Raw genomic sequence first — 26,948 nt, forward strand, 5'->3', positions numbered from 1 at the left:
GAACGGCACTGTCGACACCGACCCTGCCATGGTCGCGCACCGGGAGAAAACGATGTCCGACCGCCCCCAGACCTTTGCTATGGTTAACCCAGCCCACGCACCACGCGCGGGGCTGCCACGTCCGGGTGGCGGAATAGGTAGACGCGCTAGCTTGAGGTGCTAGTGCCCGTTAAGGGCATGGGGGTTCAAGTCCCCCCTCGGACACAACCCGTCCCTCCGGGGATGGTTGACCACACGCTGCGGGTCGGGGTTCACCCCGGCCCGCACTGCTTTTTCCACGGGCTGACAGCGCAGCATGAGCCCGGTCTGCTGGTGGAGATCGGATTTGTCCGGCGGGTCCGCGTCGCGCAGAACGGGTCGCCCCCGGCGGTCGAGTCCGACCTCAGCGACCGCCCGCCCCGCCACCGGTCCGGCGGCGGGGCGGGCGGCGGCGGAGTCAGAGGGCGAGCGCCGTGACGGCGAGGGCCGCGAGGGCGAGGGCCGAGGCGCCGAACACGGCCGTGTGGCGGGCCTTCTCCAGCGTCCAGGTCCAGGCGGGGAAGCCGCGCTCGGCCGCGGCGAGGAGTGCGGGGACGTCGATGCGGGCCAACTCCGGATCGCCCGTGCGCGCGAAGGCGGCCCGCACCGACGCGGCGGCGGTCCGGTTGCTGTAGATGATCAGGCAGTTGCCGATGACCACCAGCACCAGGGCGCCCCAGGTCAGCGGTACCGCCCAGGCGGCGCCGGCCAGGTGCAGGCCGGCGAGCACCGCCATGGCGGCGGCCACCGACGCGGGCACGGCGGTCTCGTGGCCGCCCGCGTCGAAGCGCATCCCGTTCTCGGTCAGGACGGTGGTCCGCACGCCTTGCCGGTCCAGTTCGGCGTGGGCGGTCGCCGTCGCGGCGGGGCCGTAGCGGTGGCGCACCAGCGGGATGCTCACGAACGCGGCGGCGACGACCAGGTGCATGACGGCGATGAACACGTCCATGTGGATCTCCCAAGGGGCGAGGGCGCCGACGGCGACCCGGTTTATTGAACTAAGTTCAACTGGCTGATGGGAACACCGCAACCGGAGACTTGAACTAAGTGCAATACCGTTCTCGAACTTTGTTCAATCCGGGCCGCCGGTCCCCTATCGTGGGGGCATGCCGCGCTCCACCCTCACCCGCGACCAGATCGTCCGCACCGCCGTCGACCTCCTCGACGACGAGGGCCTGGACGGCCTCAACATGCGGGCCCTCGGTCGGCGCCTGGGCGTCGCGCCCACCGCGGTGTACTGGCACGTCAAGGACAAGGACGCGCTCATGCTGCTGGCGGGCGACGAGGTGTGGGACGAGATCGACCTGCCCGACCCCGACCGCGAGGGTTGGCGCCCCGCGGCCACCCGCCTGGCGACCGGACTGCACGCGATGTGCGGCCGCCACCCCTGGCTGGTGCAGGCCCTCGGCTCCTACGTCCTCCACGGCCCCCGCAAGGCCCGTTACGACGACCGCTGCCTCGCGGTCTTCGAGGCGGCCGGGTTCGCCGACGACGACGCGGACCGGGCGGCGGCCGCCGTGTTCACCTACGTGCTGGGCAACGCGGTCGGCGCCTCCGCCACCGCGTCGCTGACCCGGCGCCTGGCCCGCGGCGGCGCCGACCCGCGCCGGGCCCTGGAGGACGCCACCGCCGAGGCGGCCGCCGTCGCGCGGACGTTCCCCCGGCTGCGCCGGCGCGTCGACTCCCCGGCCGCCCGCTACAACGCCGGGCCGGACCAGGCGTTCGCCTACGGCCTCGACGCCCTCCTCGACGGGATCGAGGCCGGTCTCTCCGGGGCGCCCGCCGCGGCCTCCTGATGAGGGGCAGGCCGCGTACGCCGGAAACACGCCGAGAAGGTGCGATGGCTCGCCGCGAACGGCAAGGAAAACCTGGTCGCGCCCGCTCCAGGGCCGAACGCGCCGGACCCCAACCCCTACGCCCCCGGCCGCGCGGTCGGGGCCGCCCTAGCGCGCCACGCGGTAGCGGAGGTAGAGGACGTGGGAGCCCAAGGCGCGGTTCTCGACCAGGTCCAGATCCACCCGGCGTTTGCGCTGGGGGAAGAACGGGATGCCGCCGCCGAGCAGTACCGGGTAGACCCGGGCGCGGTACTCGTCGATCAGGTCCAGCTCGGCCGCCTCGGCGGCCAGAGTCGCGCCGCCGATCGCGATGTCGCCCTCCCCCGGCTCGGCTCGCAGGCGCTCGATCTCCTCCGCCAGGCCGCCGGAGGCCAGGCGGGCGTTGCCCCGCACCGCTGACAGCGTGGTGGAGAACACCACCTTGGGGAGCGCCTTCCAGATCGCGGCGAACTCGCGCGTCGAGAAGTCGAGCGACGGGTGCTGGTCGGCGGTCTCCCAGTACAGCATGGTCTCGTACAGCCGCCGTCCCAGCAGGTGGACGCCGGCCCCGCGCACCTCGTCGGTGGCGAGGTCGAAGACCTCCTTGTCGGGCGCCGTCCAGTCGAACGAGCCGTCCGGACCGACGATGTAGCCGTCCAGCGACACGACCATGGAATAGGTCACGCTGCGCATCAGAAGTCCTTCTCTGCCATGGGTTCGACAGTACGACCGCCCGGCGCCGCCGGACTCATCGCGACGCGCACGACCGCCGGCGCGCACTGCGTGGCCGCGCCGGCGGTCGCGTTCCGGTTCGCTCAGGCGCGGTGCCCCCGCGCCTGACGGGCCGGGGTCAGTCCCGCCACTGCTGGGCGGGTCCCACGCCCGGGGTCGGCTTGCCGATCAGGGCGAGCGGGGTGAAGAAGCCGATCTGGCCGATCGCCATGGTCAGCGTGGCCAGGGCCGTGTCGTCGTAGTGTGCCGCGGCCCGCGCGTACAGGTCGTCGGAGACCCGCTCGCCGTGCGGGTTGGGCAGCAGGACGGCCTCCACCAGCTCCAGCGCCACGCGTTCGGCGTCGGTGAAGCAGGTGGCGTCGCGCCAGGACGCCACGGCGGTGATGCGCTCCTCCGACTGCTCCGCCCTGCGGAGGTTGCCGGTGTGCAGGACGGTCAGGTAGGTGCTGCCGACGATCTGGCCCGCGCGCAACTGGACCAGGCTGATGGTGGCCTGCGGGACCGAGCCGTTCCCGGTGGCCTTGACCAGCGCCCGGCTGATCTCCGCCAGTTCGGGGACGAGCACGGCGGGGTTGGGCAGCCGCGACTGGGACTTCTCCTGGCCGGTGGTGGTGGCGGTCATGAGGGGTTCCTTCCGATGGTGACCGGTCTGCTGCCTGTCTGACGGACGCCGGCCGGCGGATGTGACCGGTTCCGGCGGCGGATCGCGAAAGGCGGGCCGCCGCCGATGTGACCGGCGCACCGGTCACATCGGCGGCTTGGGGACCGTCAGTACGGTGAGGCCCGGCACCGGCGGGCGACGACGAGAGGCGATCATGGACGAACGGGACTTCCTGACCGAGCGGTTCCTGGCTGAGCGGTTCGAGGAGCACCGCGCCCACCTGAAGGCGGTGGCCTACCGGATGCTCGGCTCGCTGACCGAGGCCGACGACGCCGTCCAGGAGGTCTGGCTGCGGCTGGCGCGCTCCGACTCCGGCGGGATCGGCAACCTCGGCGGCTGGCTGACCACGGTCGTCGGCCGGATCTGCCTGGACATGCTGCGCTCGCGCACGCAGCGCGGCGAGACCTCGCTGGAGGCCCGGCTGCCCGACCCGGTCGTCAGCGGGCAGGCCGCCGATCCCGAGCACGAGGCGCTGGTCGCCGACTCGGTCGGGCTGGCGCTGCTGGTGGTCCTGGAGTCGCTGACCCCGCCCGAGCGGCTGGCCTTCGTCCTGCACGACATGTTCGGCATGCCGTTCGATGAGATCGGCCCCATCATCGACCGGACCCCGGTCGCGGCCCGCAAGCTCGCCAGCCGCGCCCGCCGTCGTGTCCAGGGCGCCGCCCCCGAACCCGACCGCGACCCGGTCGCCCAGCGCCGTGTCGTCGACGCGTTCCTCACCGCCGCGCGCGACGGCGACTTCGACGCCCTGGTGTCGGTCCTCCACCCCGATGTGGTGCTGCGCGCCGACGGCGGCAAGGCGCTGCCCGGCGGGATGAAGGTCCTGCGCGGCCGCGAGGCGGTGGCCGGTCAGGCCGCCACCTTCCGCCGCATGGCCACCCTCTCGGTCAGCCGCCCGGCACTGGTCAACGGAACGGCCGGACTGGTCAACACCGTCGACGGCGACGTCTTCTCGGTCATGAGCTTCACCGTCACCGGCGATCGGATCACCGCGATCGAGATCCTGTCCGACCCCGAGCGCCTGGCCGCCCTCGACCTCACCGGCCTGGCGGACACCCCCTGACCGAGCGCCGCCGGCCCGGGGACCGGTAGGGCGCTCCGCCGGTCGGCGGACCGCCCAGGTCCCGCCACTCGGACGGGGTACCGCGCGGCGGGCCCGCCACGGCTGCGCCGGCGGCCGGGCACGCCCCGGGAAGAGTCCGCCTCCGCGCCTTTCCGGGGGCAGGGGATCGGCTGCGGAGGACGGCCCCCGCGCTCAGGCCGCGGCGCGGGAGTTCGGGGGGCGGCGGCGGGCCATGGGGGTGGTGATCGCGGGCGGGGTGTAGGAGACGTCCAGGGGGCCGAGGTCGGTGCCGGGGGGCACTATTTCGTCGATCCGGTCGAGGACCTCGTCGTCCAGGGTGCGGGTGGCGCCCGCGAGGAGGTCGGCCAGCTGCTCCTCGGTGCGCGGGCCGATGATCGCGGACGTGACGTCGGGGTGGGTGGTGGCGAAGGCCATGGCCAGGTGGGTCAGGGGCATTCCGGCGTCCTCGGCGACCGGCAGGAGGCGGTCCACCGCCTCCAGCTTGGCCTCGTCGGTGAGGTGCCGGGGCACCCACCGCATACGGGCGTTGTCCGGCGGCGCGGCGCCCCTGCGGTAGCGGCCGGTGAGCAGGCCCATCGACAGCGGGCCCCACACCAGCACGCCCATGCCGTAGCCGCGGCAGACCGGCAGGACGTCCCGCTCGATGCCCCGGTTGAGGATGGAGTAGGTGGGCTGCTCGGTGCGCAGCCGGTGCAGGGAGCGCCGCTCGGACACCCACTGGGCCTCCACGATCCGCTCGGCCGGCAGGTTGGAGGAGCCGATCGCGCGGACCTTCCCGGCGCGGACCAGGTCGGTGAGTGCCGAGAGCGTCTCCTCGATGTCGGTGTCCGGGTCGGGGTGGTGGATCTGGTACAGGTCGATGTAGTCGGTCCGCAGCCGCCGCAGCGAGTCCTCGACCGCCCGCATGATCCAGCGGCGGGAGCCGCCGCTGCGGTTGGGGCCCTCCCCCATCGGTCCGCTGAACTTGGTGGCCAGCACCACCTCGTCGCGCCGTCCCTCAAGGGCCGCGCCGACGATCTCCTCGGCCTCGCTGTAGCCGTACACGTCGGCGGTGTCGACGAAGTTGACGCCCGCGTCGAGGGCGCGGTGGACCATGCGCGCGCACTCGTCGGGGTCGCGGTTGCCGTTCCTGCCGAACATCATGGTGCCCAGGCAGTAAGCGCTGACCTCGATACCGGTGGCTCCCAGCCGTCGCGTTCTCACGTCTGGCGCGTCTCCTTTTTCCGGGGCCGCCCGGGGGGCCGCCGCCGGGTGTGCGGCGGCCCCCCGGGCGGGTGGTTGTGCGGGTGCGGGTCAGCCGTTGTAGGGGGCGGCCACGTCCAGGACCCATGTCACGCCGAAGCGGTCGGTGAGCATGCCGTACAGCGGCGCCCACTGCGACGGCCCCAGGGGCTGGGCCACGGTCGATCCCTTCTCCAGCTTCTGCCACAGGGCGGTGATCTCGTCGGCGTCGTCGCCGCGCACGGAGACGAAGAACGGGTTGGCGCCCTGGTCCCACGGCAGCTCGGAGGGCACGTCGTAGGCCATGACGTGGAAGCCGTTCTCGCCCACGACCTCGCCCCACACCACCCAGTCGGCCTCCTTGCCGTCGGCCGGCGCGCCGGTGTCCTTGTAGGTGACGGCGGTGAGGCGGCCGCCGAACACGGACCGGTAGTGCTCCAGCGCGGCGCGCGCCTCGCCCCGGAAGTTCAGGTGGGTGGTGGTCGTGACAGACATGGCCTTCTCCTTGCTCGGATGGCGGCGAGGGTCCGCCGCGCGGCGGGGAGGTCCGGCGGACGGCACCCTCGTGACCAGGGGCCTTGGGCCTCTCTGGCTGCTTGCGTGATCACCATTCCAGGCGTAGCGGCCAGGGTGTGTCCTGTACTTGCCGACGGCCGTTCCCGCCGCCGGCCGGTGCGCCGAAACCGGCTGTCGGTGGGCGGTCCTAGCATCGCGGGTGTGACGCGACTTATATGTGCGGATGAGACGACATCGGGCGGGCGGACGCCCGCGCTGGTGCTCGACCTGGCCGGCGAACGCGTGAGCGTGCGCGAGGTGATCCGCCGGCGGGTGTTCCAGGAGGCCGCGGAGTACAACGCGCGCGAGTCCGCGGGGCCGTTCCGCGGGCTGGTGCGGCCCACCGAGGCCGAGGCCGCGCTGAACGGTCCGCGCGAGCCGCGGCACGCCCCGCGCCGGGTCGATCCCGAGGAGCAGTTCGCGGCCGCCGTGGCGGCCTTCTCCCGCAACGGCTTCCTGGTGCTGACCGGCGACCGGCAGCTCACCGACCTTGACGAGGAGGTCGAGCTGACCCCCGGCCTGGAGGTCACCTTCCTCAAGCTCGTTCCCCTGGTGGGTGGCTGATGCCCGACTTCGACGACCCCGCGTTCGACACCGCCGTGCTGGAGGCCGCCGAGTGCGGCGGCCCCGCCGCGGCCTGCGAGACCGTGCTCGCCGCCGACGACTTCCCGGGGGCGGTGCGGCGGCTGCGCATGCTCCCCGCCGACCTCCGCCGCCAGATGGCGGGGGCCTGCGTCGAGCTGTACCGGGCGGCCGGGCCCTCAGCGCGGCGCGACCGGCTCCGCACCGCGCACGCCGGGCTGCTGGGACGCCGGATCGACCTCCTGGACTCCGACGGGTTCGAGGCCGCCGCGCTGGCCAGCATGCACCTGGGCTCCTCGGCGACCGACGACAAGCGGGCCGTGCTCGAGACCGCGCTGGCCTCGGGCGAGGTCCCCCGCATGGCCGACCGGCTGCGCACCTTCGACTCCGAGTACCGGCGCAGGCTCACCGAGTTCGTGCTGGGGCGGATGTGGGAGACCGCCGCGGAGCCGGAGCGCCGTGAGGGCGTCCTGTGGCTGCACACCGCGCTGGCGCCCCAGCCGCTGCTCCTGGGCGCCCCCGCTTCGGAGGCGGCGCTGCGCGAGGCCGCCGGCCCCGGCGCCCCCGCCGAGGCCGCCGAGGTCGTCGCCGAGGACACCCCCCTCCCGGTCAAGGTGCGGCGGCTGGCGGACCTGCCCCGCGACGTCCGCCACGCCCTTGACCGGCACTGCGCCGAACTCCTGGCGGCGGCGTCCACCCAGGAGCGGCGGGAGTCGCTGCTGTGGGTGCGCGCCCTGGTGTCGGCGCGCCCCCTGGAGCAGCTCGGCTACGACCACCTGGAGCCCCTGCTGCGGGCCGCCGCCGAGCACGGCGACGCCGAGACCGCGTGCGAGGCCCTGCTGGCCGACAGCGCGTTCTCCGGCACGGCCGAGAAGGCGGCCCAACTCCCCGCCGAGGTCCTGCTCCCCCTCGTCGAGTCCTGCGCCGACCTGTACCCGCGGGTCCCCGAGGCACGGCGCCCCGACCTCCTGCGGCTGCACGCGCAGCTGTCGCTTCCGCTGGATCGGCCCGACGACCGGCTGGCCGCTCCACGCCAGGAGGCCCTGGCCCGTGCCGACCCCGCGGACCTGCGCGACCTCCTGATCCACCGCAACCTCGCCTGGCTGGAACTGGCCTCCGGCCGCACCATCCCCCGAGGCTCGGCGCCCGGATCCGGCACGAGTGCCACGGCACCCACCCCTTCTACGCCGACACGCTGCGCCGGATCACGCGCCTGCTCGCCGAGCGCCACCCGCCGCTCAACGCGGGCGAGCCGTGGACCGACCTCGCCGTCGCCGACCTCGCCGGTCTGCCGCCCGCCTGGACGGAGCTGGTCCGGCACGCGGCCACGGCCACCAAGGCGCGGCCCGACCGCGCCTGGGAGAAGCGGGCGCGGTCCCTGCTGGCCGAGGTCGACGAACGGGAGTTCCGCGAGCGCGCCCTGGCCTGGCTGGCCCTGGTGGGCGGCAGCCGCATGCCCCGCGAGCCGGACAACCACAACCACGTCGCGGCCCGCGGCCTGGTGTGGCTGCTGTCGTTCACGCCCGCCCACCCCCGCACGGCGCGCGGGCTGGGCGCGCTGCTGGAGCGGGCGCTGCACCGGGTGCCGGGCGTGGGGCCGGGCATGCCCAAGCTCGCCGGGGCCTGCGCCAACGCGCTCAGCGCGATGGAGGGCGAGGCCGCGCTCGCCGAGCTGGCCCGGCTCGCCACCCGGGTGACCTACAAGTCCACCCTCAAACTGGTCGAGGCCGGCCTGGAGGCGCGGGCGCTGGCGCTGGGGCTGGGCCGCGACGAGATCGAGGAGCTGGCGGTGCCCGCCTACGGCCTCACCGAGGTCGGCCGCCGGGTCGAGCACCTCGGCGGTGCGCGGGCCGAACTCCTGGTCGACGGCCGCCGGGCGGAGCTGCGCTGGTTCAGCGCCGCGGGCGCGCCGGTGAAGTCGGTACCGGCCGCCGTGCGGCGCGACCACGCCGACACACTGAAGGAGCTGAAGGCCGACGCCAAGGCCGCCGCCGCGATGCTGACGGCGGTGGCCAAGCGCCTGGACCGCTCCTTCCTCACCGACCGCGCGTGGCCCGCGGCGGCCTGGCGGGAGCGCTACCTCGACCACCCCCTCGTCGGCACGCTCGCCCGCCGCCTGATCTGGACGGTCGACGGCACGCCGTGCGCCTACGCCGACGGCGCCCTGCGCGGCCTCGCGGGCGAGGAGGTCGCGCCGCGGGGCGAGGTGCGCCTGTGGCATCCGGTGGGCCGCCCGGTCGAGGAGGTGATGGCCTGGCGGGAGCGGCTGGAGCGCGAGCGGGTCACCCAGCCGTTCAAGCAGGCCCACCGCGAGGTCTACCTGCTCACCGAGGCCGAGCGGCGCACCGGCACCTACTCCAACCGGTTCGCCGGGCACATCCTGCGCCAGTACCCGTTCCGCTCCCTGGCGGCCGAGCGCGGCTGGCGGGACCCCCAGCTGCGCATCTGCCACCACGACTGCGCCTACCCGCCCGCCATGCGCGACCTTCCCGAGTGGGGCATCCGCGCGGAGTACTGGGTGCGCGGCGACGGCTCCCTCAGCGACGCCCCCACCACCGGCTCCGGCGCCTACGAGTTCCTGGCCGCCGACCAGGTGCGGTTCTACCCGATCGACGCGCCGCACACCGAGTTCAGCACCATGGACGACGGCGGGTTCGCCGGCCGGGGCGCCGACGCCGCGCTGCCGCTGGCGGAGGTCCCGCCCCAGGTGTTCAGCGAGGTCCTGCGCGACGTCGACCTGTTCGTCGGCGTCACGGGTGTCGGCAACGACCCCACGTGGCAGGACGGCGGCCCCGGCGGGCGCTACCGGGAGTACTGGTCGTCCTACAGCTTCGGCGACCTGAGCGAGACCGCCAGAACCCGCCACGACCTGCTGGCCCGGCTGCTGCCCCGGTTGGCGGTCGGCGACCGCTGCCGGGTCGAGGGGCGCTTCCTGCACGTCCGGGGCGACCTGCACACCTACCGGATCCACCTGGGCTCGGGCAACATCCTGATGGACCCGGGCGACCGGTACCTGTGCATCGTCCCCGACAGCACGCCCGCCGCACCCGACACCTACCTGCCGTTCGACGGCGACCGGGTGCTCTCGCTCATCCTCAGCAAGGCGCTGCTGCTCGCCGAGGACACCCGCATCACCGACCCGACGATCCTCAGCCAGATACGGCCCCAGGGGGCCTAGGCGGGCCGGCGGTGCTCCCCTTCGGCCCGGTGCCGGGCCGAAGGGGAGCACCGGTCAGGCCCCGGGGTTCATCAGCCGGTTCTCCCACGCCCACACGGCGATCTCGGTGCGGTTGCGCAGCCCCAGCTTGGCCTGCACCGCCGACAGGTGGCTCTTGACGGTGCTCAGCGAGATGAACAGCTCGGCGGCGATCTCCTGGTTGGTGCGGCCCCGGGCGATGGACCGGACCACCTCGGTCTCCCGGTCCGGCAGCGGCCGGGCCGGACCGCGCGCGGGCGGCGCCCCCGCCGCCGCGAAGCGGCGCAGCAGCCGCGTGGTGACCGACGGCGAGATCAGCGCGTCGCCGGCGTGGGCGGCCCGCACCGACTCCACGAGCAGCCCGGGGCCGGCGTCCTTCAGCAGGAACCCGACCGCGCCGCTGCGCAGCGCGCCGTAGACGTACTCGTCCAGGTCGAAGGAGGTGAGCACCACCACCCGGGGCGGGTCGGCCGCGCCCGGTCCGGCGAGCGCCCGGGTGACCTCGATGCCGTCGAGGCGGGGCATGCGGATGTCCACCAGGCACACGTCGGGCCGCAGGCGCCGGGCCGCCTCGACCGCCTCGGCGCCGTCCGCCGCCTCGGCCACCACGGTGATGTCGGGCTGGTCCTCCAGGATGATCCGCAGGCTGGCGCGGATCATCGCCTGGTCGTCGGCGAGCAGCACGCGGATGGTCACCGGCCGCTCCGCGCGGGAAGGGGCAGCGTGGCGCGCACCGACCAGCCGCCGCCGGGGCGCGGCCCCGCCTGCACCCGGCCGCCGAGGGCCTCGACCCGTTCGCGCATCCCCACCAGGCCGTACCCGCCGCGCCGGGAGTGGCCGCCCGCCCGGGTCGGCGGGGCGTCGTCGGCCACCTCGACCGCGACCGAGGCGCCGTCCTGTTCGACGCTGACCAGGACGGACGCGGCGTGGGGGGCGTGGCGGGCGACGTTGGTGAGCGACTCCTGCACGACGCGGTAGACCGTGCTGGCCACCTCGGGGGCCCACTCCGCCTCGCCGCCGGGCAGCCGCAGGCGCACGGCGGGGCCGCGCCCGCTGAAGCGCTCGACCAGGTCCCGGAGGCTTTCGAGGCCGGAGGTGAAGGGCTGGGTGTCGTCGGTGTCGCGCAGCAGCCCCACGACGCGGCGCGTGGCGTCCAGCGCCTCGGTGCCCACGGCCTCGATCTCGGCGAAGGAGGCGTCGGCCGCCGCGGGGTCGCGGCGCGCGGCGATCGGGGCGGCCTGGGCCAGCAGCACGATCCCGGCGATGTGGTGGGCGACGACGTCGTGCAGCTCCCGGGCCAGCTCCATGCGCACGTCGCGGCGCGCCTTCTCGGTGAGGGCCCGGTTCCGGGCGTCGAGCAGCCGCAGGCCCAGGCCGGCCGCGAGGGCGGCGAGCCACCCCGCGCAGTTCAGCTGCGCCACGGCCTCGGCGGAGGCCGAGGTGAGCGCGGCCGCCAGCCCGCCGGCCGCCACGGCGGCCCCGGCCGCGCCGACGGCGGCGGCCGAGCGGAGCGGCAGGGTCCGCACCGCCGAGGCCACGAGGACGGACAGGCCCAGCGCCATGGCCGGGTTGGGCTCGGCGGGCAGCCCGGCCCACCACGCGATCCACACGGCGGCCATCGCCACGGCGAGCCCGGCGAACGCCGCCCGCGCCCGGTCGCGCCGGCGCATCAGCGTGATCACGCCCACCGCGGTCCCGGCCGCCAGGCCGAGCCGCCAGTAGCCGCCGCCCCAGATCGCCGCGATCTGCGACGCCTGGAACGCGAGCGCCCCGGCGGAGACCGCGCCGAACCCGATGTCGCCCGCGAGCCGCCGAGCCCTCCCTGCGTCCATGCCGCTCAGGCTAGCGAGCACCGCACAGGTGCCGAATCAGCCGAAAATACGGTCGCCGCGCGGGCGAACCGGCTTTTCGGCCGATGCCCCCGCCCGGCGCGGCGCCCAGGATGGACCCCCATGCGATACGACGTGGACGACGCTTCCGCGCCGCCTCCTCACCGGACGGCCGGCGGCACACCCCCTTCCCCGCTCCCCCGGCCCTCCCTGCGGGGACCGGCCGGGCGGCCCGCCTCGGCCCGCTCGGTCCGCCCGGCCCTCGGCGCGGTCGGTGGCGGCCGCGCGCCGGCGGCGCCCGCCGAGGGGCCGCGGTGAGCGCGCCCGCCCGCCCCCGGATCGCGGCGCTGGACATCCTGCGCGGGTTCGCGCTGTGCGGGATCCTGCCGGCCAACATCCAGCTGATCGCCGGCGGGAACACCGCCGTGGCGCGCCCGCTCCTGGGCGACGCGCACGTCTGGCTGGGGCTGCCGGTCTTCTCCCTGCTGTTCGGGATCGGGTTCGCGCTGCTGGACTCCGCCGCCGAGCGGGCGCGGCGCCCCCGGCTGGTGCTGCTGCGCCGGATGCTGGCGCTGCTCGCGTTCGGCCTCCTGCACCGGCTGCTGTGGCCCGGCGACATCCTGACCGTCTACGCGGTCGTGGGCCTGGTCGTGCTGCTGCCCGCGTCCTGGCTGCCGCGGTGGGCCCTGGCCGCCCTCGCCGCCGTGCTCGTCCCGGGCGCGCTGGTCGTCGGCGGGGGCGGCCCCCTGCTGATCGCCGGGCTGTTCCTGCTGGGGGCGACCCTGGTCCGCTACGGGGTGGTCGCCCGCCTCGACCGGTCCGCGTGGTGGCCGGTGCTGCTGGGGGCGGCCTTCGCGGCGGCCGCGGCCGGCGCCGTGTGGGCGGCCGGGCAGGCGGGGGGTCGCCGCCGAGGGGCCGTCGCCGGTGGCCGGCCTGGCCGACCTGCTGCGCACGGCGGCCTACGTGTGCGTGCTGCTGGTCCTGCTGCGGACCCCGCTGCGGCCGGTGATGGCGGGCGTCTTCGCGCCGCTGGGCCGGATGGCGCTGACCGTCTACCTGACCGCCACGCTGCTGGTGCTGTGCGCCGCCCGGGTCCTGGGCCTGCCCCTCGCCGAGGACGCGCGGACGGCGCTCCTGGCGGTGGGGGCGATCCTGGCGGTGCAGTGGCTGTTCGCCGTCCTGTGGCTGCGGCGCTTCCGCCAGGGCCCGCTGGAGTGGGTCTGGCGGTGGGCGAGCTGGGCCCGGCGCCCGCCCCTGCGGGTGCGCGAGCCCGCCGCGCCTGATGCCGCCGGGCCGGTGCGCCCGCGCGGGGGCCAGTGGTCCCGGCGGCGGACCGGGAAGACGGGGAACCGGTCGGCGATCCGCTCGAACTCCGCCGGAGGCGCCCGGCGGCACCCGGGCGCGGCCGCCCGCGTACACGCGGCGCTTGAGCGCGGCGAGGCCGCGGCTCACCGGGGACCGCTGCTCAGCCATGTCCGCGGACGCCTTCCTCGCGGTCCGCTCCGGCCGCAGGCGGTGCGCCGGTACGGGGAAGGACGGTGAGCGCGACGAGGACGGCGGCGCCCAGGAGCACGGCGCCCAGGCCCAGGCCCAGCGCGTAGCCGGCGTTGAGGGCCTCGGCTGACGCCGCACCGCCCGTGCGCGCCTGGGCAGCCGTGCCGAGCACGGCCAGACCCAGTGAGGCGCCGATCTGGCGGGAGCTGTTGAGCAGGCCGGAGGCGGTTCCGCTCTCGTGGGGCGCGACCCCGGCGGTGGCGGTCGAGACCATCGGCCCCAGGCACAGCCCGAACCCGGTCCCGACGGCCAGCGAGGGGCCCAGGACGTCGGTGGCGTAGGCGCCGTCAGGGCTGATCAGGCCGAACCAGGCGAACCCGGCGGCGGTCAGCGCCGCGCCGGCGGCCATCAGCGTCCGCGGCGCGCACCGGTAGCCGAGCCGGACGGCCAGGACGGACCCGGCGACCACGGCCAGCGCGAGCGGCAGGAACTGGACTCCGGTCAGGGCCGGGCCGGTGCCCAGCACCCGCTGAAGGTACAGGGACGCGAAGTAGAAGGGCGCGGCCATGGCCGCGCCGACCAGCAGGTTGAAGGCGTTGGCCCCGGCCACCGAGCGGTTGGCCGGCAGCCCCCACCGCAGCAGGGGTTCGCGGGTGGTGGTCCGCTCGACGTGGACGAACGCGGCCAGCAGGACCGCGGCGGCCGCCAGGGTGGCGGCGGTCACCGGCGAGGACCACGGGTGGCGGTCGGTGTTGACGACACCGAACACCAGCAGGGTCATGCCTGCACCCGTAGTCCTCCGCCCCCGCCACCACGGCCTCGACCATGCGCAGGGACGACTCCGCGGCCTTTGGTACTACACCGTCGGCGAGATCCTCGTCCGCGCCCGCACCCAACGCCGCCGGGCCGAAGGCGCGCCCGCCGCCCCCAGCGGGCCCTTCTTCGGCGGCGCCGATCCCGCGCGCGTCCCGCGCCTGGCCGCCGTGGGCAACCGCTGGCCGGAGCTGGCCGAGCGCGACATCTACCGCCAGGGCCTCCGGGCGTTCGTCGACGGGCTTCTCGCACAGGCCGGCCGGGCCTCCTAGCGCACGGCCGCGCCCGGCTCAGGCGAGGGTGTGGCCGCCGTTGACGGTGATGCGCTCGCCGGTGACGAACCCCGCGGCGTCGGAGGCGAGGTAGGAGACCGCCGCGGCGACGTCGCCGGGGGTGCCCGCGCGGCCCATCGGCGTGGCCGCGCGGTAGGCGGCGTGCTCGGCGGCCGGGACCCCGGCGTGCCGCTCGACGGGGATCCACCCGGGCGCCACCAGGTTCACCGTGATGCCGTGGCGGCCGAGTTCGCGGGACCACACGCGGGTGAGGCCGAACTGGGCCGCCTTGGCCGCGGCGTAGGCGGAGGTGGCGGGCAGGGCGCGGTCGGCGATGTCGGACCCGATCTGGACGACGCGGCCCCGCCCCCGCGCCTTCATGCCGGGCAGGACGGCCCGCACCAGCAGCGTGGGGCTCTTGACGAAGAACACCAGCTGGTCGAGGTGGTCCTGCCAGGTGAGGTCCTCGACGGCGACGAAGGGCTGGGGGCCGGTGGCGTTGGCCACCAGCACCTCGACCGGGGCGAGCCGGGCGGCGGCCCGGGCCACCAGGTCGCCGACCTCGGCCTCGTCGGTGGCGTCGGCGGCGAAGGCCTCGGCCGTGCCGCCCGCGCGGCGGATCCCGGCGACCACCCGGCGCGCGTCCTCGGCGGCGTCGGCGGGGTGGTTGACCGCCACGGGCCAGCCGTCGGCGGCCAGTCGGCGGGCGATGGCGGCGCCCAGGCCGCGCGAGGCCCCGGTGACCAGGGCGGACCCGCGGGGCACGGATTCGGTGGGGGCGGGGTCGGTGGGGGCGGGGGTCGGCTCCACGGGCGGGGTCCCTCCAGGAGGCGGGCGCGGCGGCGCGCTTCGGGTCAGGCGGCGGGCGCGTAGTCGGCCAGGCTCAGCTCGCCGCCGAGCCAGGCGGCGGGAACGGGGAGGTTGAGCCCCCGCGCACGCTCGATCACGGCGAACAGGGCGCGGATCTGCTGCTCGCGCGCCCAGGTACCCCACCGGCCCGCCCGGGGCGCGGCGAACGCGGTGCTGTAGTCGCCCACGCCCTGGCTGAAGGCGACGAACCGGCGCATGGCGGCGTCGTAGGCGGGCAGGGCCCGGGTGTGGTCGCCGCCGGCGGCGCGCAGTTCGGCGGCGAGGATGTAGGCGCCCACCAGGGCGAGCGTGGAGCCCTGGCCGGACATGGGGTCGGGGCAGTACCCGGAGTCGCCGACCAGCGCCACCCGGCCCCGGGTCCATGAGTCCATGCGGATCTGCGTGGAGGGGGTGAAGACGAAGTCGCGGGAGGCCCGCATCTGCCGCAGGAGTCCGGGGACCTCCCACCCCGCGTCGGCGTAGATCCGCTCGACCAGCCGCATGCGCTGCTCCACGGTGAGGTCGCGGACCTCCATCGGCCGGGTGCTGCGGAAGAGGAACAGCCCTTCGAGTTCGGCGTTGCCGGGGAAGGTGGTGATGGCGCAGCCCCGGTAGGGCCACATGTGCCAGGACATGGAGTCGCGGTGGCCCAGGTAGTTGTCGACGGTGAAGATCACCAGGTTGGTGCCGAGGAACCGGGTGAAGCGCTCGGCCGGGCCGAACACCAGGGAGCGCACGTTGGAGAACAGGCCGTCGGCCCCGACCACGAGGTCGACGCGGCGCGGCGCGCTGTTCTCGAAGGAGACCCGCACGCCGTCGTCGGACTGCTCGACGGCGGTGATGGAGTCGTCGAAGACGTACTCCACCCCCTCGCGGGCGTTCTCGTAGAGCACCGTGCCCAGCACCCCGCGCTTGACGGCGAACGGGGCGCGCTCGGGCCGGTCGTCGGCCGGGGAGTCCCACGACGGCATGGCCGCGGGGCGGTCGGCCCTCCCCAGGTAGAAGACCCCGGCGGGCGGCGGCCCGGATTCGGCCCGGATCCGCTCCAGCAGCCCCATGCGGTGCAGGGCCTCGGCGCCGACCCCCGACATCTCGATGCGCTGGCCGCCGGTGCGGATCCGCGGGGCGCGCTCCACCACGACGGGGGTGAACCCGTACTCGCGCAGCCAGTAGGCCAGGGCGGGCCCCGCGATTCCGCCTCCGGAGATGAGAATGGTCTTGGTCCGCTGCACGCCTGTCTCCCGTCGTGCGATATCCGTCGCCGTCGCCACAATCTAGCCACGGCGGCACGCCCCGCCCGAGGGGTTTTCCAACGGTTCAGGGGCGAACCAGGGCCGGGGGTCAGGGGCGGCCAGGGGCGGCACCGGCCGCCGGGGCGGCCGGCGGCCGGGCGAACCCGGTCGGCAGCGGTCGGCGGCGGGCCGGGGCGCGGTCACGGGCTTTCGAGAGCGGCGCGGAGGCAGTCGTAGGTCGGGGCGAGGGCGCGCAGGGCGGTGGCGGCGGCGCGGGTGTCGCCGGTGGCCAGGGGGTGCTGGAGGGCGCCGACCAGGCGGGCCTGGTGGGCCGTGACGGCCGCCGCCGCGGCCCGGCCGATGCCGTGCAGGCAGGCGGACGCGTCCGCGAGGCGGCGGGCGCCGACCCGGACGGCGAAGTGGACGAGGTGGTCGCGGAGGCCGTCGTCGCCGCCGGCCTCCAGCAGGTCGGCGAGCGCCAGGGCGGCGGCGCCGTTGCCGAGGGTGCCCGGCGGCACGGGGCCGCCGGCGAGGGCGGCGCCGGCGGAGGCGGCCGGGGAGGCGGGCCGCCGGTCGCGGTCGGGGGCGGCGTCCGGAGCGGGGGCGGTGGCGGCGCGCAGCCGCTCGATCGCGCGCGGGATGGCGGCGGCCACGGCCTCCTCGGCGCTGACGTGCGCGACACGGCGGAAGCCCGACCGCATGGTGAACGGCGCCCCGTAGGCGACGGTGTCGGCGCGCCACGCCTTCGTGAAGTCGTCGACCGGAAGGCGCGCGTAGGGATAGCCCTGGGGATCGTGCAGGGTGACGTGCGTGTCGTCCATTTCCACAACCACGGCGTAGTGGTCGGCGCCGATCGGTCCGGCCATTCCCGGCTGGTGGCTGAAATAGCCCATCTCCACGGGGCCGACCATGACCGGACCGCGCTGCAGACGGTCGGCGAGCCGGTCGAGCGCGGTGCCCGCGTCTCCCCCGGAGCACGTGTCGGCGGCCCAGCCCAGGCCGGCCAGCGCGGTCTCCACGCCGGCCTCGGGGGTCCAGCCGAAGGCGTCGAAGAACGGCAGCGTGCCGCCGACCAGCTGCATCCCGAACGCGCTTCCGGTCGCGGTCTCGATGACCGCGGCCGGCGGCGCGTCGGCGCCCATCATCATTGCCAAAGAATTGGCGTAGCAGTAGGGCCCGGATCCCTGGTAAGGGAGCCCGTGGGGAGATTCGGTCACCGCGCCAGGGTGCCGTTTTTCCCGGGAATTGTCACGCTGTCCGGAGCCGTCACGGCTCGGGCGGGGCAGCGGCCCCCGCCTCGCCCTCGGCGCCGCCGGCGTCGCGGATGTGGATCTGCTCGCCCTGGGGGCTGAAGAGGATGAGGATCTCGGCGGGGCGGTCGGACCCGCTGGCGATCCCGTGCGGCCGCCGGGTGTCGAACTCCGCCGCCTCGCCGCCGTCGAGGACGGTGGTGTCGGCCCCGAGCTTGAGGTGGAGCGGGCCGGTGAGCACGTACAGCCACTCGTAGCCGCCGTGGACGCTCTGCCGGATCGGGGCGCCGGGGTCGCGGCCGGGCAGGATCAGCTTGAACGCCTGGACCGGCGCGCCGTGGCCGGCCAGGGGGATGTAGATCATCCCGTCCCGGCGCACGGGCCGGGGGTGGATCCGCGGGTCGCCGGTTGCGGGCGCGCCCACGAGTTCGTCCAGCGGCACCCGGTAGAGCCGGGCGAGCGGGATGAGCACGTCGAGGGAGGGGCGGCGCAGGCCCGACTCCAGGCGGGACAGCGTGCTCACGGACAGCCCGGTGCGCTCGGACACGTCGGCCAGCTTGAGCCGCCGCCGGGTGCGCACCTCGCGCAGCCGGGGCCCCACCGTGCCCAGGAGCGCGTCGACGCCTTCGCCCGGTACTCCGCCGGACTCGTTCGTTTGCATGTTCCGCAAGTGTATTTGCCGGTGTGGCACCACGCGGGGAGAGTGAGGGGAGTTCCCGATGTCCGCCCTCCCCACAGCAGAGGAGCAGCCCGATGGCAACGCCCAGCGAGGAGTTCTGGGAGCGGCACTACCGCCGCGCCGACCCCGGGTGGGGCACCCGGCCCAACGCCGTCCTCGCCGACACCGTCCCCGCCCTGTGCCCGGTGCCGGGGACCGCGCTCGACCTCGGCTGCGGGCACGGCGGCGACGCGCGCTGGCTGGCCTCCCTGGGCTGGCGGGTGACGGCGGTCGACGTGTCCGCCACCGCGCTGGCCCGGCTGGCCGAGGCCGCCGCCGCGGACGGCCTGGCCGACCGGGTCACGCCCGAACGCCACGACCTGGCGCACACCTTCCCCGAGGGCGTCTTCGACCTCGTGGCCGCGAGCTACTTCCACACACCGCTGGACCTCCCCCGCGAGCGCGTGCTGCGCCGCGCCGCCGCCGCGGTCGCCCCCGGCGGGCTGCTCCTGATCACCGACCACGCGTCGGTGGCGCCGTGGAGCTGGAACGCCGACGAGAACCCCGCCTTCCCCACCCCCCAGGAGACCGCCGCCGCCCTGGCCCTGCCCCCCACCTGGCACCCCGAACGCCTGGAGGCCCCGCAGCGCACCGCCACCGGCCCCAACGGCCAGAAGGCCGTGGTCACCGACAACGTGATAGCCCTCCGCCGCCCAACGGCGTGACGCCCCGCCCCCGCCGGCCCGGGTGGCGCGGGCCGCGGCCGGTTCCGTTCGGCGCCCGCTCCCGGAGGTGGCGGGTGCCGGGAGCACTGGGATGATGGGGGCCTCTGTCAGGCCGTGGTGAGGGGTTGCGCTGTCCACGTCGACGCGAAGTCCGGGACCGTCCCGGTGGGTGCGGTGGATGGTGACCGCGCTCGGGCTGGCCGCCTTCGGGCTGGGGGCCACCGCCGTCTTCGCCACCGAGAACGGCACAGGGGCGGCCGCGCTGATCGTCTTCAGCGGGGTCGCGCTCGTGGTCGCGGTATTCGGCGACCGGATCGACAGCCTGGAACTGGGCGGGGCCAACCTGCGACTGCGGGCCGCGGCCGCGCAGAAGTACGCGCTGGCCGAGCAGTCCGACGAACGCGGCGACACCGCCGCCGGGGAGCGGCTGCGGGGTGAGGCGCGGGCGCTGATGGAGCTGGCCGGCGCCATCGCCGCCGACTACCGATCCACGCGCGGCGCCATGCCCTCCGGGCCCGCGCGCACCGCCGCCCTGGACCGGCTCGTGGAGCGGGCCGCCGACCTCGCGCGGGCGGGGACCTCCGATCCCGGGCGGGTCCGGGACTGGCTGCGCTCCGCGGACGAGGAGCGGCGGGTGACCGCGCTGGGCATGATGCAGGCCGATCCGCGGCTGCGCGACTTCGAGGCGCTGCCGCCGCTGATCGAGAAACCCGGGAGCGCCTTCGAGCAGTACCACGCGATGGTGCTCGCCCGGCTCATGCTCGGCGACCTCGATGCTCGGCAGCGCGAGCGGCTGCTTGAAGCCCTCACCGCCGCCGAGGGGGAGCGGCCGATGGGGCCCAACCGGCGGCGGGTGGCCGATGCGCTGTTCGCGGAGTTGGGGCGGGACCGGGCGGAGGGTCGGAGGGCGGCGCAGGACGGGTAGGGGGCACTCTGGGGCGGGTTTCGGGCTGTGAGCGGGAGGTGCCCCGTGGGGGTTGTGCGGTACAGCGGTGTTGTGGACGCGCCGATCGGCGAGGTGTTCGCGTGGCACGGGCGGCCGGGGGCGATCCGGCGGCTGGCGCCGCCCTGGCAGCCGGTGCGGGTGGGGTCGGAGGCGCGCTCGCTGCGGGACGGGCGGGCGGTGCTGCTGCTGCCCGGCGGGTTGCGGTGGGTCGCCGCGCACCAGGCGGCCGGGTACCGGCCGCCGCACCGGTTCGTGGACGAACTCGTGTCGCGCCCGCTGGCGTCGGCGGTGTCGTGGCGGCACACGCACGCGTTCGCCGCCGTGGACGAGTCGTCGACGCGGGTGGTCGACACCGTCGAGACCAACGTCCCCGCGCGGCTGCTGGACGCGATGTTCGCCTACCGGCACGCCCAGCTCGCCGGCGACCTCGCCGCCCACGCCCGGGCCCGCGTGTGGGCCGGCGGGCCGCTGACCGTGGCCGTCACCGGCGCCTCCGGCCTGGTGGGCGGGGCGGTCACCGCGCTGCTGGCCACCGGCGGCCACCGCGTGGTCCGGCTGGTGCGGCGCGCCCCCCGCACGCCCGACGAGCGCCGGTGGGTCCCCGACGCCCCCGCGTCGGGCCTGCTGGACGGCGTGGACGCGGTGGTCCACCTCGCCGGGGCCTCGATCGCCGGGCGCTTCACCGAGGCGCACAAGGCGCGGGTCCGGGACAGCAGGATCGGCCCCACGCGGCGGCTGGCCGAGGTGGCGGCGGCCGGCGGACCGCGCGTCTTCGTCTCCGCCTCCGCCATCGGTTATTACGGCCCCGATCGCGGCGAGGAGGTGCTGACCGAATCCAGCCCCCGCGGGGAGGGCGTGCTCGCCGACCTCGTCGCCGACTGGGAGGACGCGGCCGCTCCGGCGCGCGAGGCGGGCCTGCGCACGGTGCACGTGCGCACCGGGATCGTCCAGACCCCCCGCGGCGGGACCCTGCGGCTGCTGCGCCCCCTGTTCGCCGCCGGGCTGGGCGGCGACATCGGCGGCGGCCGCCAGTGGCTGGCGTGGATCGGGATCGACGACCTTGCCGACGTCTACCTGCGGGCGGTCCTCGACCCCGGGCTCTCCGGCCCCGTCAACGCGGTCGCGCCCGAGCCCGCGCGCAACAGCGACTACACCCGCACCCTGGCCCGCGTGCTGCACCGTCCCGCGCTGCTGCCCGTGCCCGACCTCGGCCCACGCGTGCTCCTCGGCCGCGAGGGCGCCCGCGAACTCGCCCTGGCCAACCAGCACGTCGTGCCCGCGCGGCTGCGCGAGGCCGGGCACCGCTTCCGGCACCCGCGCCTGGAACCGGCCCTGCGCCACGTCCTGGGCCGTCCGGCCGAGGGCGCGGTCCCCGGCCCCGGGGCGTAGGGGCGGGGCGGCGCCGTCGGGTGTGCGCGCTCAGGAGTGAACGGATCCTCAGTCCTGGGCACCGGGTCGACTATCCTCGACGGCATGGCGAGCGCACAGGCGCCCGAAGGGCACGACGGCTCCGCGCGGGGCGCCGCGCCGGTGCCGCGCACCGCGCGGCGCAAGGCCCGCACGCGGCAGGCGCTCATCAACGCCGGACGCGCGCTCATCGCCCGCAAGGGCGACACCGGGTTCAGCGTGCAGGAGATCACCGACGAGGCCGACGTCGGACTCGGCTCCTTCTACAACCACTTCGCGGACAAGCACGACCTCGTGCGGGCGGCGATCGAGGACGTGCTGGAGGAGCACGGCCGCCTCCTCGACGCCCTCACCGAGGGCAGCGACGACCCCGCCGCAGCGTTCGCCCTGGCCGTGCGCGCCACGGCCCGGCTGGGCGCCACACACCCCGAACTCGCCCGCATCCTGGTGCGCAACGGCATGGCCTACCTGTCGGCCGACCACGGCCTGGCGCCGCGCGCGCTGGCCGACATCCGGCGGGGGATCGAGGCCGGCCGCTTCACCCTGGGCGATCCCCAGATCGGACTGGCGGTCGTGGGCGGTTCTCTCATCGCCCTCATCCACCTGCAGTTGGAGGAGCCCGGCCGCCTGGCCGACGACGCCGCCGACGACCTGGCCGAGCACGTGCTCACCATGTTCGGCGTGCCCGCCGGGGAGGCCCGCGAACTCGCCCGCGCGCCGCTGCCCGCCCCCTCCGCGAACCCCGATCCCGGGCGGGCCCCGACCTCCGCCCCGGCCCAGGCCCAGGCCACGGCCCCGTAGCCCCCGCGGCCCCCGGCTCCCGCCCCCGGTTTCGGCCTTCCTCCGGTCGCCCGCCCGGTGGGGCTGCACTCCCACCTTGCGCACCCCGGACCGGCCCGCCGCCCCGCGCCGCCGCCCGCGGCTCACACCGTCGGCATCGCCCTTCTCGCCGACCGCCGCGACCGCGCCCCGATCGCGCCTCCGCGCGCCTCCTCTCCGCTCCGGCGACCGGTGCGCCTACCCCGATCCGGTCCCCCGGCGTCCGGCACGCCGTTCTCTCCCGGCGCCCTCCCCCGCCACCTCACCGTGGGTGGGGGACGCCACATACCCGCAGGTGAACGCCCCTTTGCCACCCGGCCTATAGTCTGTTCTGACAGATACATCAGAAATGAAGACTTCATCAGTTTTGAGCGGTTCCCTTCACGGCACCGCCAACCCTCGGGGAAGCAACCATGGCAACGCTCCTGTACCGCCTGGGCAGATTCGCCTACCGCCACCGCCGGCCGGTCATCGGCGCCTGGGTCCTCCTGCTGGTGGCGCTCGTCGCGGCCGCCGCCGTGTTCCGCGTGCCCGTCAACGACTCCTTCTCCATCCCGGGCACGGAGTCCCAGGACACCGTCGACATGCTGCAGGAGCGCTTCCCCGAGCGCAGCGGCGGCCGGGCCACCGTGGTGCTTGAGGCGCCGCGCGGCCGCGACGTGACCGCCGACCGCTACCGCGCCGCCGTGGACGGCACCGCCGAGCGGGTCGAGGACATCGACGGCGTCGAGTCCGTCACCAACCCCTTCGACCTCTACGACGAGGGATACGACCGCGCGCTGCACAGCGACGAGGTCCGCGGCACCCTCGTGGACGAGGGCCTGAAGCAGGCCCGCGCCGACTACGAGTCGCAGGTGGCCGACGCCGAGGCGGACGCCCTCGACCAGGCCCGCGACCAGGTCGACCGGCAGTACCCCGAAGGTACGCCCGGCCGCGAGCAGGCCCTGGCGCAGGCCGAGGACCAGGCCCGCGACCAGGTCCGCGCCCAGACCCCGCCCTTCGACGAGGACGCGGCCCGCGCCGAGGTCGAGCGGCGGGTGGACCGCGCCATCGCCGAGAACGACCTCCCCGACGAAGCGGTCGACCGGATCGACCAGCAGGTGAAGGACCGCATCCCGCTGTTCTCCGAGGACGGCACCACCGCCCTGCTCCAGGTGCAGTTCACCGACCCCGACGGCAGCGTGCCCGCCGCCACGGTGGACGACCTCCTCGGCAGCGGCGGCCCGGCCGAGGACGCCGGGCTCACCGTGGAGTACAGCGGGCAGTCGATCTCCATCGCCCAGGTCTCGGGCATCCAGGGCGGCGAGGGCGTGGGCCTGCTGGTCGCCCTGGCCATCCTCGTGCTCAACTTCGGCGCGCTCGTGGCGGCCGGGATCCCGATCCTGGCCGCGCTCGCGGGCACCGGCGCGGGCATGGCGCTGATCTACGCGCTGTCGGAGGTGCTGGACCTCACCAGCACCGCGCCCCTGCTGGCCATGATGCTGGGCCTGGCCGTCGGCATCGACTACAGCCTGTTCGTGCTCTCCCGGCACCGCCAGCAGCTCTTCGCGGGCATGGACCCCCAGGAGTCCGCGGCCCGGGCCATCGGCACGGCCGGCAGCGCGGTCGTCTTCGCCGGCACCACCGTGGTGATCGCCCTCCTTGGCCTGGGCCTGGTGCGCATCCCGTTCCTGACCGTCATGGGTATCGCCGCCGCCATCACCGTCGTGTTCTCGGTGCTGGTCGCCATCACCCTGCTGCCGGCGCTGCTGGGCCTGCTCGGCCGCCGGGCCGGCGCGGGCCGGCTGCCGGGGCTGGGCGCCCGCGCCGAGCGGGCGCTCACCTCGACCGCCACCCTGGGCGCGCGGTGGGCGCGGCTGGTCACCCGGCGGCCGTGGCTGCCCGCGGTGGCGGTGCTGGCGGTGCTCGGCGCCGCGCTGCTGCCGCTGCCCGACATGCGCCTGGGCCTGCCCACCGACGCCTCCAGCGCCCCCGACAGCACCCAGCACCGGGCCTACGACATCGTGACCGAGAGGTTCGGCGAGGGCTACAACGCCTCCCTGCTGGTGACGGTGGAGTCCGACGACACCGGCGACGCCGACGAGGTGCGCGCCGACCTCGCCGACTTCGCCGAGGTCGAGAGCGTGCAGGCGCCGGTCTACAACGACGCCGAGGACACCGCCATGATCGTGGTCGTCCCCGAGCACGGCCCCTCCGCCGAGGAGACCGAGGGCCTGCTGCACGCCATCCGCGGCGCCCGCGCCGGCTGGGAGGCCGACACCGGCGCCGAGATCTCGGTGACGGGCGCGACCGCGAGCAGCATCGACACCTCCGAGCGGATCGCCGACGCCATGCCGCTGTTCCTCGCGGTGGTCGTGGGCCTGGCCCTGGTGCTGCTGATGCTGGTGTTCCGGTCCGTCGTGGTGCCGGTCAAGGCCGCCCTGGGCTTCGTGCTGAGCATGGGCGCCGCGCTGGGGGCCACGGTCGCGGTGTTCCAGTGGGGCTGGGGCGCCGGCCTGCTCGGGGTGACCCCCACCGAGACACTGCTGTCGTTCCTGCCGATCGTGCTGATCGGCACCCTGTTCGGCCTGGCGATGGACTACGAGGTGTTCCTGGTCAGCCGGATGCGCGAGGACTTCGTGCACGGCGGCGGCGCGCGCGAGGCGGTCGTCACCGGCTACCGCGCCAGCGCCCGCGTGGTGGTGTGCGCGGCCGCGATCATGATCGCGGTGTTCACGTCGTTCGTCTTCAACGACAACACCACCATCCAGCCGGTGGCCTTCGCCCTGGCGGTGGGGGTGCTGGTCGACGCGTTCCTGGTGCGGCTGACCCTCGTGCCCGCGGTGATGGCGCTGTTCGGCCGCGCGGCCTGGTGGTTCCCCCGGTGGCTGGACCGGCTCCTGCCCGATGTCGACATCGAGGGCGCCGGCCTGCGCACCGCCGAGCCCTCCGCCCCGGACCGCCGGGCCTGACGCGGGGGCCGCCCGCGACACTAGGGTTGGGGCCCGAGGGAGCGGCGCCGCCTCCGGCCGCCCCGCCGCGCCGGTCCGGCGCCGCGTCCCTGACGTGCGGGTAGGGTCGTGGCGGAGGTGCCTCGACGGGTGCGGAGCACACCCGCACCGCCATCAGCGACAGGTGAGGAACGAGCGGCAACGGTGAGCACGACGGCCGAAGAGACCAACGACAAGTCCACCCGCGAGGTCGTCGCGGAGGCGGGGCGGCGGCGCACGTTCGCGGTGATCTCCCACCCCGACGCCGGCAAGTCCACGCTGACCGAGGCGCTGGCGCTGCACGCCGCGGCGATCACCTCGGCCGGCGCGGTGCACGGCAAGGGCGAGCGCCGCGGGGTCACCTCGGACTGGATGGAGATGGAGCAGGCGCGCGGCATCTCCATCACCTCGGCGGCCCTGCGCATCGACTACGCCGACCGGGTGCTCAACCTGCTGGACACCCCCGGCCACGCCGACTTCTCCGAGGACACCTACCGGGTGCTCTCGGCGGTGGACTGCGCGGTCATGCTGCTGGACTCCGCCAAGGGCCTGGAGGCCCAGACCCTGAAGCTGTTCGACGTGTGCCGCGCGCGGCGCATGCCGGTCATCACGTTCGTCAACAAGTGGGACCGGCCCGGCCGCGAGCCGCTGGAGCTGCTGGACGAGATCGAGCAGCGGATCGGGCTGCGCCCCACCCCGCTGAACTGGCCGGTGGGGATCGCCGGCGACTTCCGCGGGCTCCTGGACCGCGCGAGCGGTACCTACACCCGCTTCACCCGCACCCCCGGCGGCGCCACCCGCGCCATCGAGGAGACCCTGACCCCCGAGGAGGCGGCCGAGGCGGAAGGGGAGGCCTGGACCCAGGCCGTGGAGGAGCTGGAGCTGCTCGGCGAGATCGGCGCGGACTTCGACGTCGCGTCGTTCATGGCCGGGGAGTCCTCGCCGGTGCTGTTCGGCGCCGCGCTGCCCAACTTCGGGGTCTCCCAGCTGCTGCGGGCCCTGGTGGACCTGGCTCCCCCGCCCTCGGACCCGGTCGACGCCGCCGGCGCCGGCCGCCCGATCGGCGCGCCGTTCTCCGGCCAGGTGTTCAAGATGCAGGCCAACATGGACAAGGCGCACCGCGACCGGATGGCGTTCGTGCGGGTGGCCACGGGCCGGTTCGAGCGCGGCATGGTGCTGACCCACGCCGCCACCGGGCGCCCCTTCGCCACCAAGTACACCCAGGCGGTGTTCGGCAGCGAGCGCACCACCATCGAGACCGCCTACCCCGGCGACGTGATCGCGCTGGTCAACGCCGCCGCGCTGAAGGTCGGCGACACCCTGTACGCGGGCCGCAAGGTGGAGTTCCCGCCGATCCCCAGCTTCGCGCCCGAGCACTTCGCGGTGGCGCGCGCGGTCGACGCCGGCCGCTACAAGCAGTTCCAGCGCGGGATCGCCCAGCTCGACGCCGAGGGCGTGGTGCAGGTGCTGACCTCCGACGTGCGCGGCGAGCAGGCGCCGGTGCTGGCGGCGGTGGGGCCGCTGCAGTTCGACGTGGTCTCCCACCGCATGGCCGAGGAGTTCCGCGCCCCCATCGAGCTGGCGCACCTGGACTACACGCTGGCCCGGCACACCGACGCCGCCTCGGCTCCGGTGGCCAACAGCCTGTCCGGCGCCGAGGTGCTGACCCGCCGCTCCGACGGCGAACTGCTGGTCCTGGTGCACAACAAGTGGCGCCTGCGGGTGATCCAGCGCGACCACCCCGAACTGGTTCTGGAGCCGCTGCTGGCCGGGGGCGTCGAGCAGGAGGAGTAGCCCGCCGGGGACCTGGGGCGCCTCCGCC

25 protein-coding genes and 1 tRNA gene are annotated in these 26,948 nt (G+C 75.5%); 14 read left to right on the forward strand and 12 right to left on the reverse strand.

The window, feature by feature from the left end:
• Nucleotides 1-119 precede the first annotated feature (119 nt).
• Nucleotides 120-204, forward strand: a tRNA-Leu gene (locus tag HNR12_RS13585).
• A 232-nt stretch (nt 205-436) separates the two neighbouring features.
• On the opposite strand, the gene HNR12_RS13590 is transcribed toward HNR12_RS13585, so the two are convergent.
• A complete protein-coding gene (locus HNR12_RS13590; RefSeq protein WP_179767827.1) occupies nt 437-967 on the reverse strand; it encodes a hypothetical protein in 531 nt (176 codons plus the stop codon).
• Nucleotides 968-1,124: 157 nt separating this feature from the next.
• Between HNR12_RS13590 and HNR12_RS13595 the strand changes: the two genes are divergently transcribed.
• The gene (locus HNR12_RS13595) at nt 1,125-1,814 is read left to right on the forward strand and encodes a TetR/AcrR family transcriptional regulator (RefSeq protein WP_179767828.1); all 690 of its coding nucleotides are present in this window, start codon (nt 1,125-1,127) and stop codon (nt 1,812-1,814) included.
• A gap of 147 nt (nt 1,815-1,961) precedes the next feature.
• Here HNR12_RS13595 and HNR12_RS13600 read toward each other — a convergent pair whose 3' ends face one another.
• On the reverse strand, nt 1,962-2,525 hold the full coding sequence (locus HNR12_RS13600) for a dihydrofolate reductase family protein (protein ID WP_179767829.1): 564 nt from the start codon (nt 2,523-2,525) through the stop codon (nt 1,962-1,964).
• A 157-nt stretch (nt 2,526-2,682) separates the two neighbouring features.
• Nucleotides 2,683-3,186, reverse strand: a complete 504-nt coding sequence (locus HNR12_RS13605) for a carboxymuconolactone decarboxylase family protein (RefSeq protein WP_179767830.1) — start codon at nt 3,184-3,186, stop codon at nt 2,683-2,685.
• 193 nt (nt 3,187-3,379) lie between these two features.
• Here HNR12_RS13605 and sigJ point away from each other — a divergent pair, with 193 nt between their 5' ends.
• Nucleotides 3,380-4,288 (forward strand): RNA polymerase sigma factor SigJ, encoded by a 909-nt coding sequence (gene sigJ, locus HNR12_RS13610; RefSeq protein ID WP_179767831.1) that lies wholly within the window; start codon nt 3,380-3,382, stop codon nt 4,286-4,288.
• 192 nt (nt 4,289-4,480) lie between these two features.
• Here sigJ and HNR12_RS13615 read toward each other — a convergent pair whose 3' ends face one another.
• Both HNR12_RS13615 and HNR12_RS13620 read right to left on the reverse strand, forming a co-directional pair.
• Complete coding sequence (locus HNR12_RS13615; RefSeq protein WP_179767832.1) at nt 4,481-5,512, reverse strand: aldo/keto reductase; 1,032 nt, start codon at nt 5,510-5,512, stop codon at nt 4,481-4,483.
• Between the two features lie 90 nt (nt 5,513-5,602).
• On the reverse strand, nt 5,603-6,025 hold the full coding sequence (locus HNR12_RS13620) for a VOC family protein (RefSeq protein ID WP_179767833.1): 423 nt from the start codon (nt 6,023-6,025) through the stop codon (nt 5,603-5,605).
• Nucleotides 6,026-6,247: 222 nt separating this feature from the next.
• Here HNR12_RS13620 and HNR12_RS13625 point away from each other — a divergent pair, with 222 nt between their 5' ends.
• From HNR12_RS13625 to HNR12_RS13630, 3 genes are read left to right on the forward strand one after another with little or no spacing between them, the layout of a single operon-like run.
• Nucleotides 6,248-6,649: a hypothetical protein gene (locus tag HNR12_RS13625; protein WP_218901934.1), complete on the forward strand. Its 402-nt coding sequence runs from the start codon at nt 6,248-6,250 to the stop codon at nt 6,647-6,649.
• The gene (locus tag HNR12_RS28465) at nt 6,649-8,364 is read left to right on the forward strand and encodes a hypothetical protein (protein ID WP_246425074.1); all 1,716 of its coding nucleotides are present in this window, start codon (nt 6,649-6,651) and stop codon (nt 8,362-8,364) included. The genes HNR12_RS13625 and HNR12_RS28465 overlap by 1 nt, the downstream gene beginning before the upstream one ends.
• Entirely contained in the window at nt 8,313-9,845 is a 1,533-nt protein-coding gene (locus HNR12_RS13630) for a DUF4132 domain-containing protein (protein ID WP_246425508.1), read from the forward strand. Before HNR12_RS28465 ends, HNR12_RS13630 begins: the two co-directional genes overlap by 52 nt.
• Before the next feature lie 54 nt (nt 9,846-9,899).
• On the opposite strand, the gene HNR12_RS13635 is transcribed toward HNR12_RS13630, so the two are convergent.
• Both HNR12_RS13635 and HNR12_RS13640 read right to left on the reverse strand, forming a co-directional pair.
• Entirely contained in the window at nt 9,900-10,559 is a 660-nt protein-coding gene (locus tag HNR12_RS13635) for a response regulator (protein WP_179767834.1), read from the reverse strand.
• Nucleotides 10,556-11,695, reverse strand: a complete 1,140-nt coding sequence (locus HNR12_RS13640; RefSeq protein ID WP_179767835.1) for a sensor histidine kinase — start codon at nt 11,693-11,695, stop codon at nt 10,556-10,558. Before HNR12_RS13640 ends, HNR12_RS13635 begins: the two co-directional genes overlap by 4 nt.
• 966 nt (nt 11,696-12,661) lie before the next feature.
• Between HNR12_RS13640 and HNR12_RS28470 the strand changes: the two genes are divergently transcribed.
• Entirely contained in the window at nt 12,662-13,234 is a 573-nt protein-coding gene (locus HNR12_RS28470; RefSeq protein ID WP_338119842.1) for a DUF418 domain-containing protein, read from the forward strand.
• Here the strand turns inward: HNR12_RS28470 and HNR12_RS13650 are convergent.
• On the reverse strand, nt 13,158-13,967 hold the full coding sequence (locus HNR12_RS13650; RefSeq protein ID WP_179767836.1) for an MFS transporter: 810 nt from the start codon (nt 13,965-13,967) through the stop codon (nt 13,158-13,160). The two genes, HNR12_RS28470 and HNR12_RS13650, sit on opposite strands and share 77 nt — an antisense overlap.
• On the opposite strand from HNR12_RS13650, the gene HNR12_RS13655 reads away from it, so the two are divergent.
• On the forward strand, nt 13,966-14,271 hold the full coding sequence (locus HNR12_RS13655; RefSeq protein ID WP_179767837.1) for a hypothetical protein: 306 nt from the start codon (nt 13,966-13,968) through the stop codon (nt 14,269-14,271). The genes HNR12_RS13650 and HNR12_RS13655 overlap by 2 nt on opposite strands.
• Nucleotides 14,272-14,289: 18 nt before the next feature.
• Here the strand turns inward: HNR12_RS13655 and HNR12_RS13660 are convergent, their stop codons facing one another.
• The 4 genes from HNR12_RS13660 to HNR12_RS13675 form a co-directional block, all read right to left on the reverse strand.
• On the reverse strand, nt 14,290-15,081 hold the full coding sequence (locus HNR12_RS13660; RefSeq protein ID WP_308118493.1) for an SDR family oxidoreductase: 792 nt from the start codon (nt 15,079-15,081) through the stop codon (nt 14,290-14,292).
• A gap of 44 nt (nt 15,082-15,125) precedes the next feature.
• Nucleotides 15,126-16,352, reverse strand: coding sequence for an FAD-dependent monooxygenase (locus HNR12_RS13665; RefSeq protein ID WP_179767838.1), 1,227 nt, complete (start codon nt 16,350-16,352; stop codon nt 15,126-15,128).
• Between the two features lie 200 nt (nt 16,353-16,552).
• Entirely contained in the window at nt 16,553-17,569 is a 1,017-nt protein-coding gene (locus HNR12_RS27835; protein WP_218901936.1) for a hypothetical protein, read from the reverse strand.
• A 49-nt stretch (nt 17,570-17,618) separates the two neighbouring features.
• Complete coding sequence (locus HNR12_RS13675; protein ID WP_179767839.1) at nt 17,619-18,263, reverse strand: helix-turn-helix domain-containing protein; 645 nt, start codon at nt 18,261-18,263, stop codon at nt 17,619-17,621.
• A gap of 92 nt (nt 18,264-18,355) precedes the next feature.
• Between HNR12_RS13675 and HNR12_RS13680 the strand changes: the two genes are divergently transcribed.
• The 6 genes from HNR12_RS13680 (at nt 18,356) to HNR12_RS13705 (ending at nt 26,920) form a co-directional block, all read left to right on the forward strand.
• Nucleotides 18,356-18,985: a class I SAM-dependent methyltransferase gene (locus tag HNR12_RS13680; protein WP_179767840.1), complete on the forward strand. Its 630-nt coding sequence runs from the start codon at nt 18,356-18,358 to the stop codon at nt 18,983-18,985.
• Nucleotides 18,986-19,163: 178 nt separating this feature from the next.
• The gene (locus HNR12_RS13685; RefSeq protein ID WP_179767841.1) at nt 19,164-19,910 is read left to right on the forward strand and encodes a hypothetical protein; all 747 of its coding nucleotides are present in this window, start codon (nt 19,164-19,166) and stop codon (nt 19,908-19,910) included.
• A 72-nt stretch (nt 19,911-19,982) separates the two neighbouring features.
• A complete protein-coding gene (locus HNR12_RS13690; RefSeq protein ID WP_308118494.1) occupies nt 19,983-21,320 on the forward strand; it encodes a TIGR01777 family oxidoreductase in 1,338 nt (445 codons plus the stop codon).
• Between the two features lie 84 nt (nt 21,321-21,404).
• Complete coding sequence (locus HNR12_RS13695; protein WP_179767843.1) at nt 21,405-22,139, forward strand: TetR/AcrR family transcriptional regulator; 735 nt, start codon at nt 21,405-21,407, stop codon at nt 22,137-22,139.
• A 431-nt stretch (nt 22,140-22,570) separates the two neighbouring features.
• Entirely contained in the window at nt 22,571-25,108 is a 2,538-nt protein-coding gene (locus tag HNR12_RS13700; protein ID WP_179767844.1) for an MMPL family transporter, read from the forward strand.
• 183 nt (nt 25,109-25,291) lie between these two features.
• Nucleotides 25,292-26,920, forward strand: coding sequence for a peptide chain release factor 3 (locus tag HNR12_RS13705; protein ID WP_179767845.1), 1,629 nt, complete (start codon nt 25,292-25,294; stop codon nt 26,918-26,920).
• The last annotated feature ends 28 nt before the right edge of the window (nt 26,921-26,948 follow it).

Origin of the sequence: Streptomonospora nanhaiensis, from assembly GCF_013410565.1 — a bacterium.
GTDB lineage: Bacteria > Actinomycetota > Actinomycetes > Streptosporangiales > Streptosporangiaceae > Streptomonospora > Streptomonospora nanhaiensis.

Coding starts and splice junctions, on each gene's coding strand:
- HNR12_RS13590 (WP_179767827.1), bottom strand. CDS start 967: ATGGACGTGTTCATCGCCGTCATGCACCTGGTCGTCGCCGCCGCGTTC.
- HNR12_RS13595 (WP_179767828.1), top strand. CDS start 1,125: ATGCCGCGCTCCACCCTCACCCGCGACCAGATCGTCCGCACCGCCGTC.
- HNR12_RS13600 (WP_179767829.1), bottom strand. CDS start 2,525: ATGCGCAGCGTGACCTATTCCATGGTCGTGTCGCTGGACGGCTACATC.
- HNR12_RS13605 (WP_179767830.1), bottom strand. CDS start 3,186: ATGACCGCCACCACCACCGGCCAGGAGAAGTCCCAGTCGCGGCTGCCC.
- sigJ (WP_179767831.1), top strand. CDS start 3,380: ATGGACGAACGGGACTTCCTGACCGAGCGGTTCCTGGCTGAGCGGTTC.
- HNR12_RS13620 (WP_179767833.1), bottom strand. CDS start 6,025: ATGTCTGTCACGACCACCACCCACCTGAACTTCCGGGGCGAGGCGCGC.
- HNR12_RS28465 (WP_246425074.1), top strand. CDS start 6,649: ATGCCCGACTTCGACGACCCCGCGTTCGACACCGCCGTGCTGGAGGCC.
- HNR12_RS13630 (WP_246425508.1), top strand. CDS start 8,313: ATGGAGGGCGAGGCCGCGCTCGCCGAGCTGGCCCGGCTCGCCACCCGG.
- HNR12_RS13640 (WP_179767835.1), bottom strand. CDS start 11,695: ATGGACGCAGGGAGGGCTCGGCGGCTCGCGGGCGACATCGGGTTCGGC.
- HNR12_RS13655 (WP_179767837.1), top strand. CDS start 13,966: ATGCCTGCACCCGTAGTCCTCCGCCCCCGCCACCACGGCCTCGACCAT.
- HNR12_RS13650 (WP_179767836.1), bottom strand. CDS start 13,967: ATGACCCTGCTGGTGTTCGGTGTCGTCAACACCGACCGCCACCCGTGG.
- HNR12_RS13675 (WP_179767839.1), bottom strand. CDS start 18,263: ATGCAAACGAACGAGTCCGGCGGAGTACCGGGCGAAGGCGTCGACGCG.
- HNR12_RS13680 (WP_179767840.1), top strand. CDS start 18,356: ATGGCAACGCCCAGCGAGGAGTTCTGGGAGCGGCACTACCGCCGCGCC.
- HNR12_RS13685 (WP_179767841.1), top strand. CDS start 19,164: ATGGTGACCGCGCTCGGGCTGGCCGCCTTCGGGCTGGGGGCCACCGCC.
- HNR12_RS13695 (WP_179767843.1), top strand. CDS start 21,405: ATGGCGAGCGCACAGGCGCCCGAAGGGCACGACGGCTCCGCGCGGGGC.
- HNR12_RS13700 (WP_179767844.1), top strand. CDS start 22,571: ATGGCAACGCTCCTGTACCGCCTGGGCAGATTCGCCTACCGCCACCGC.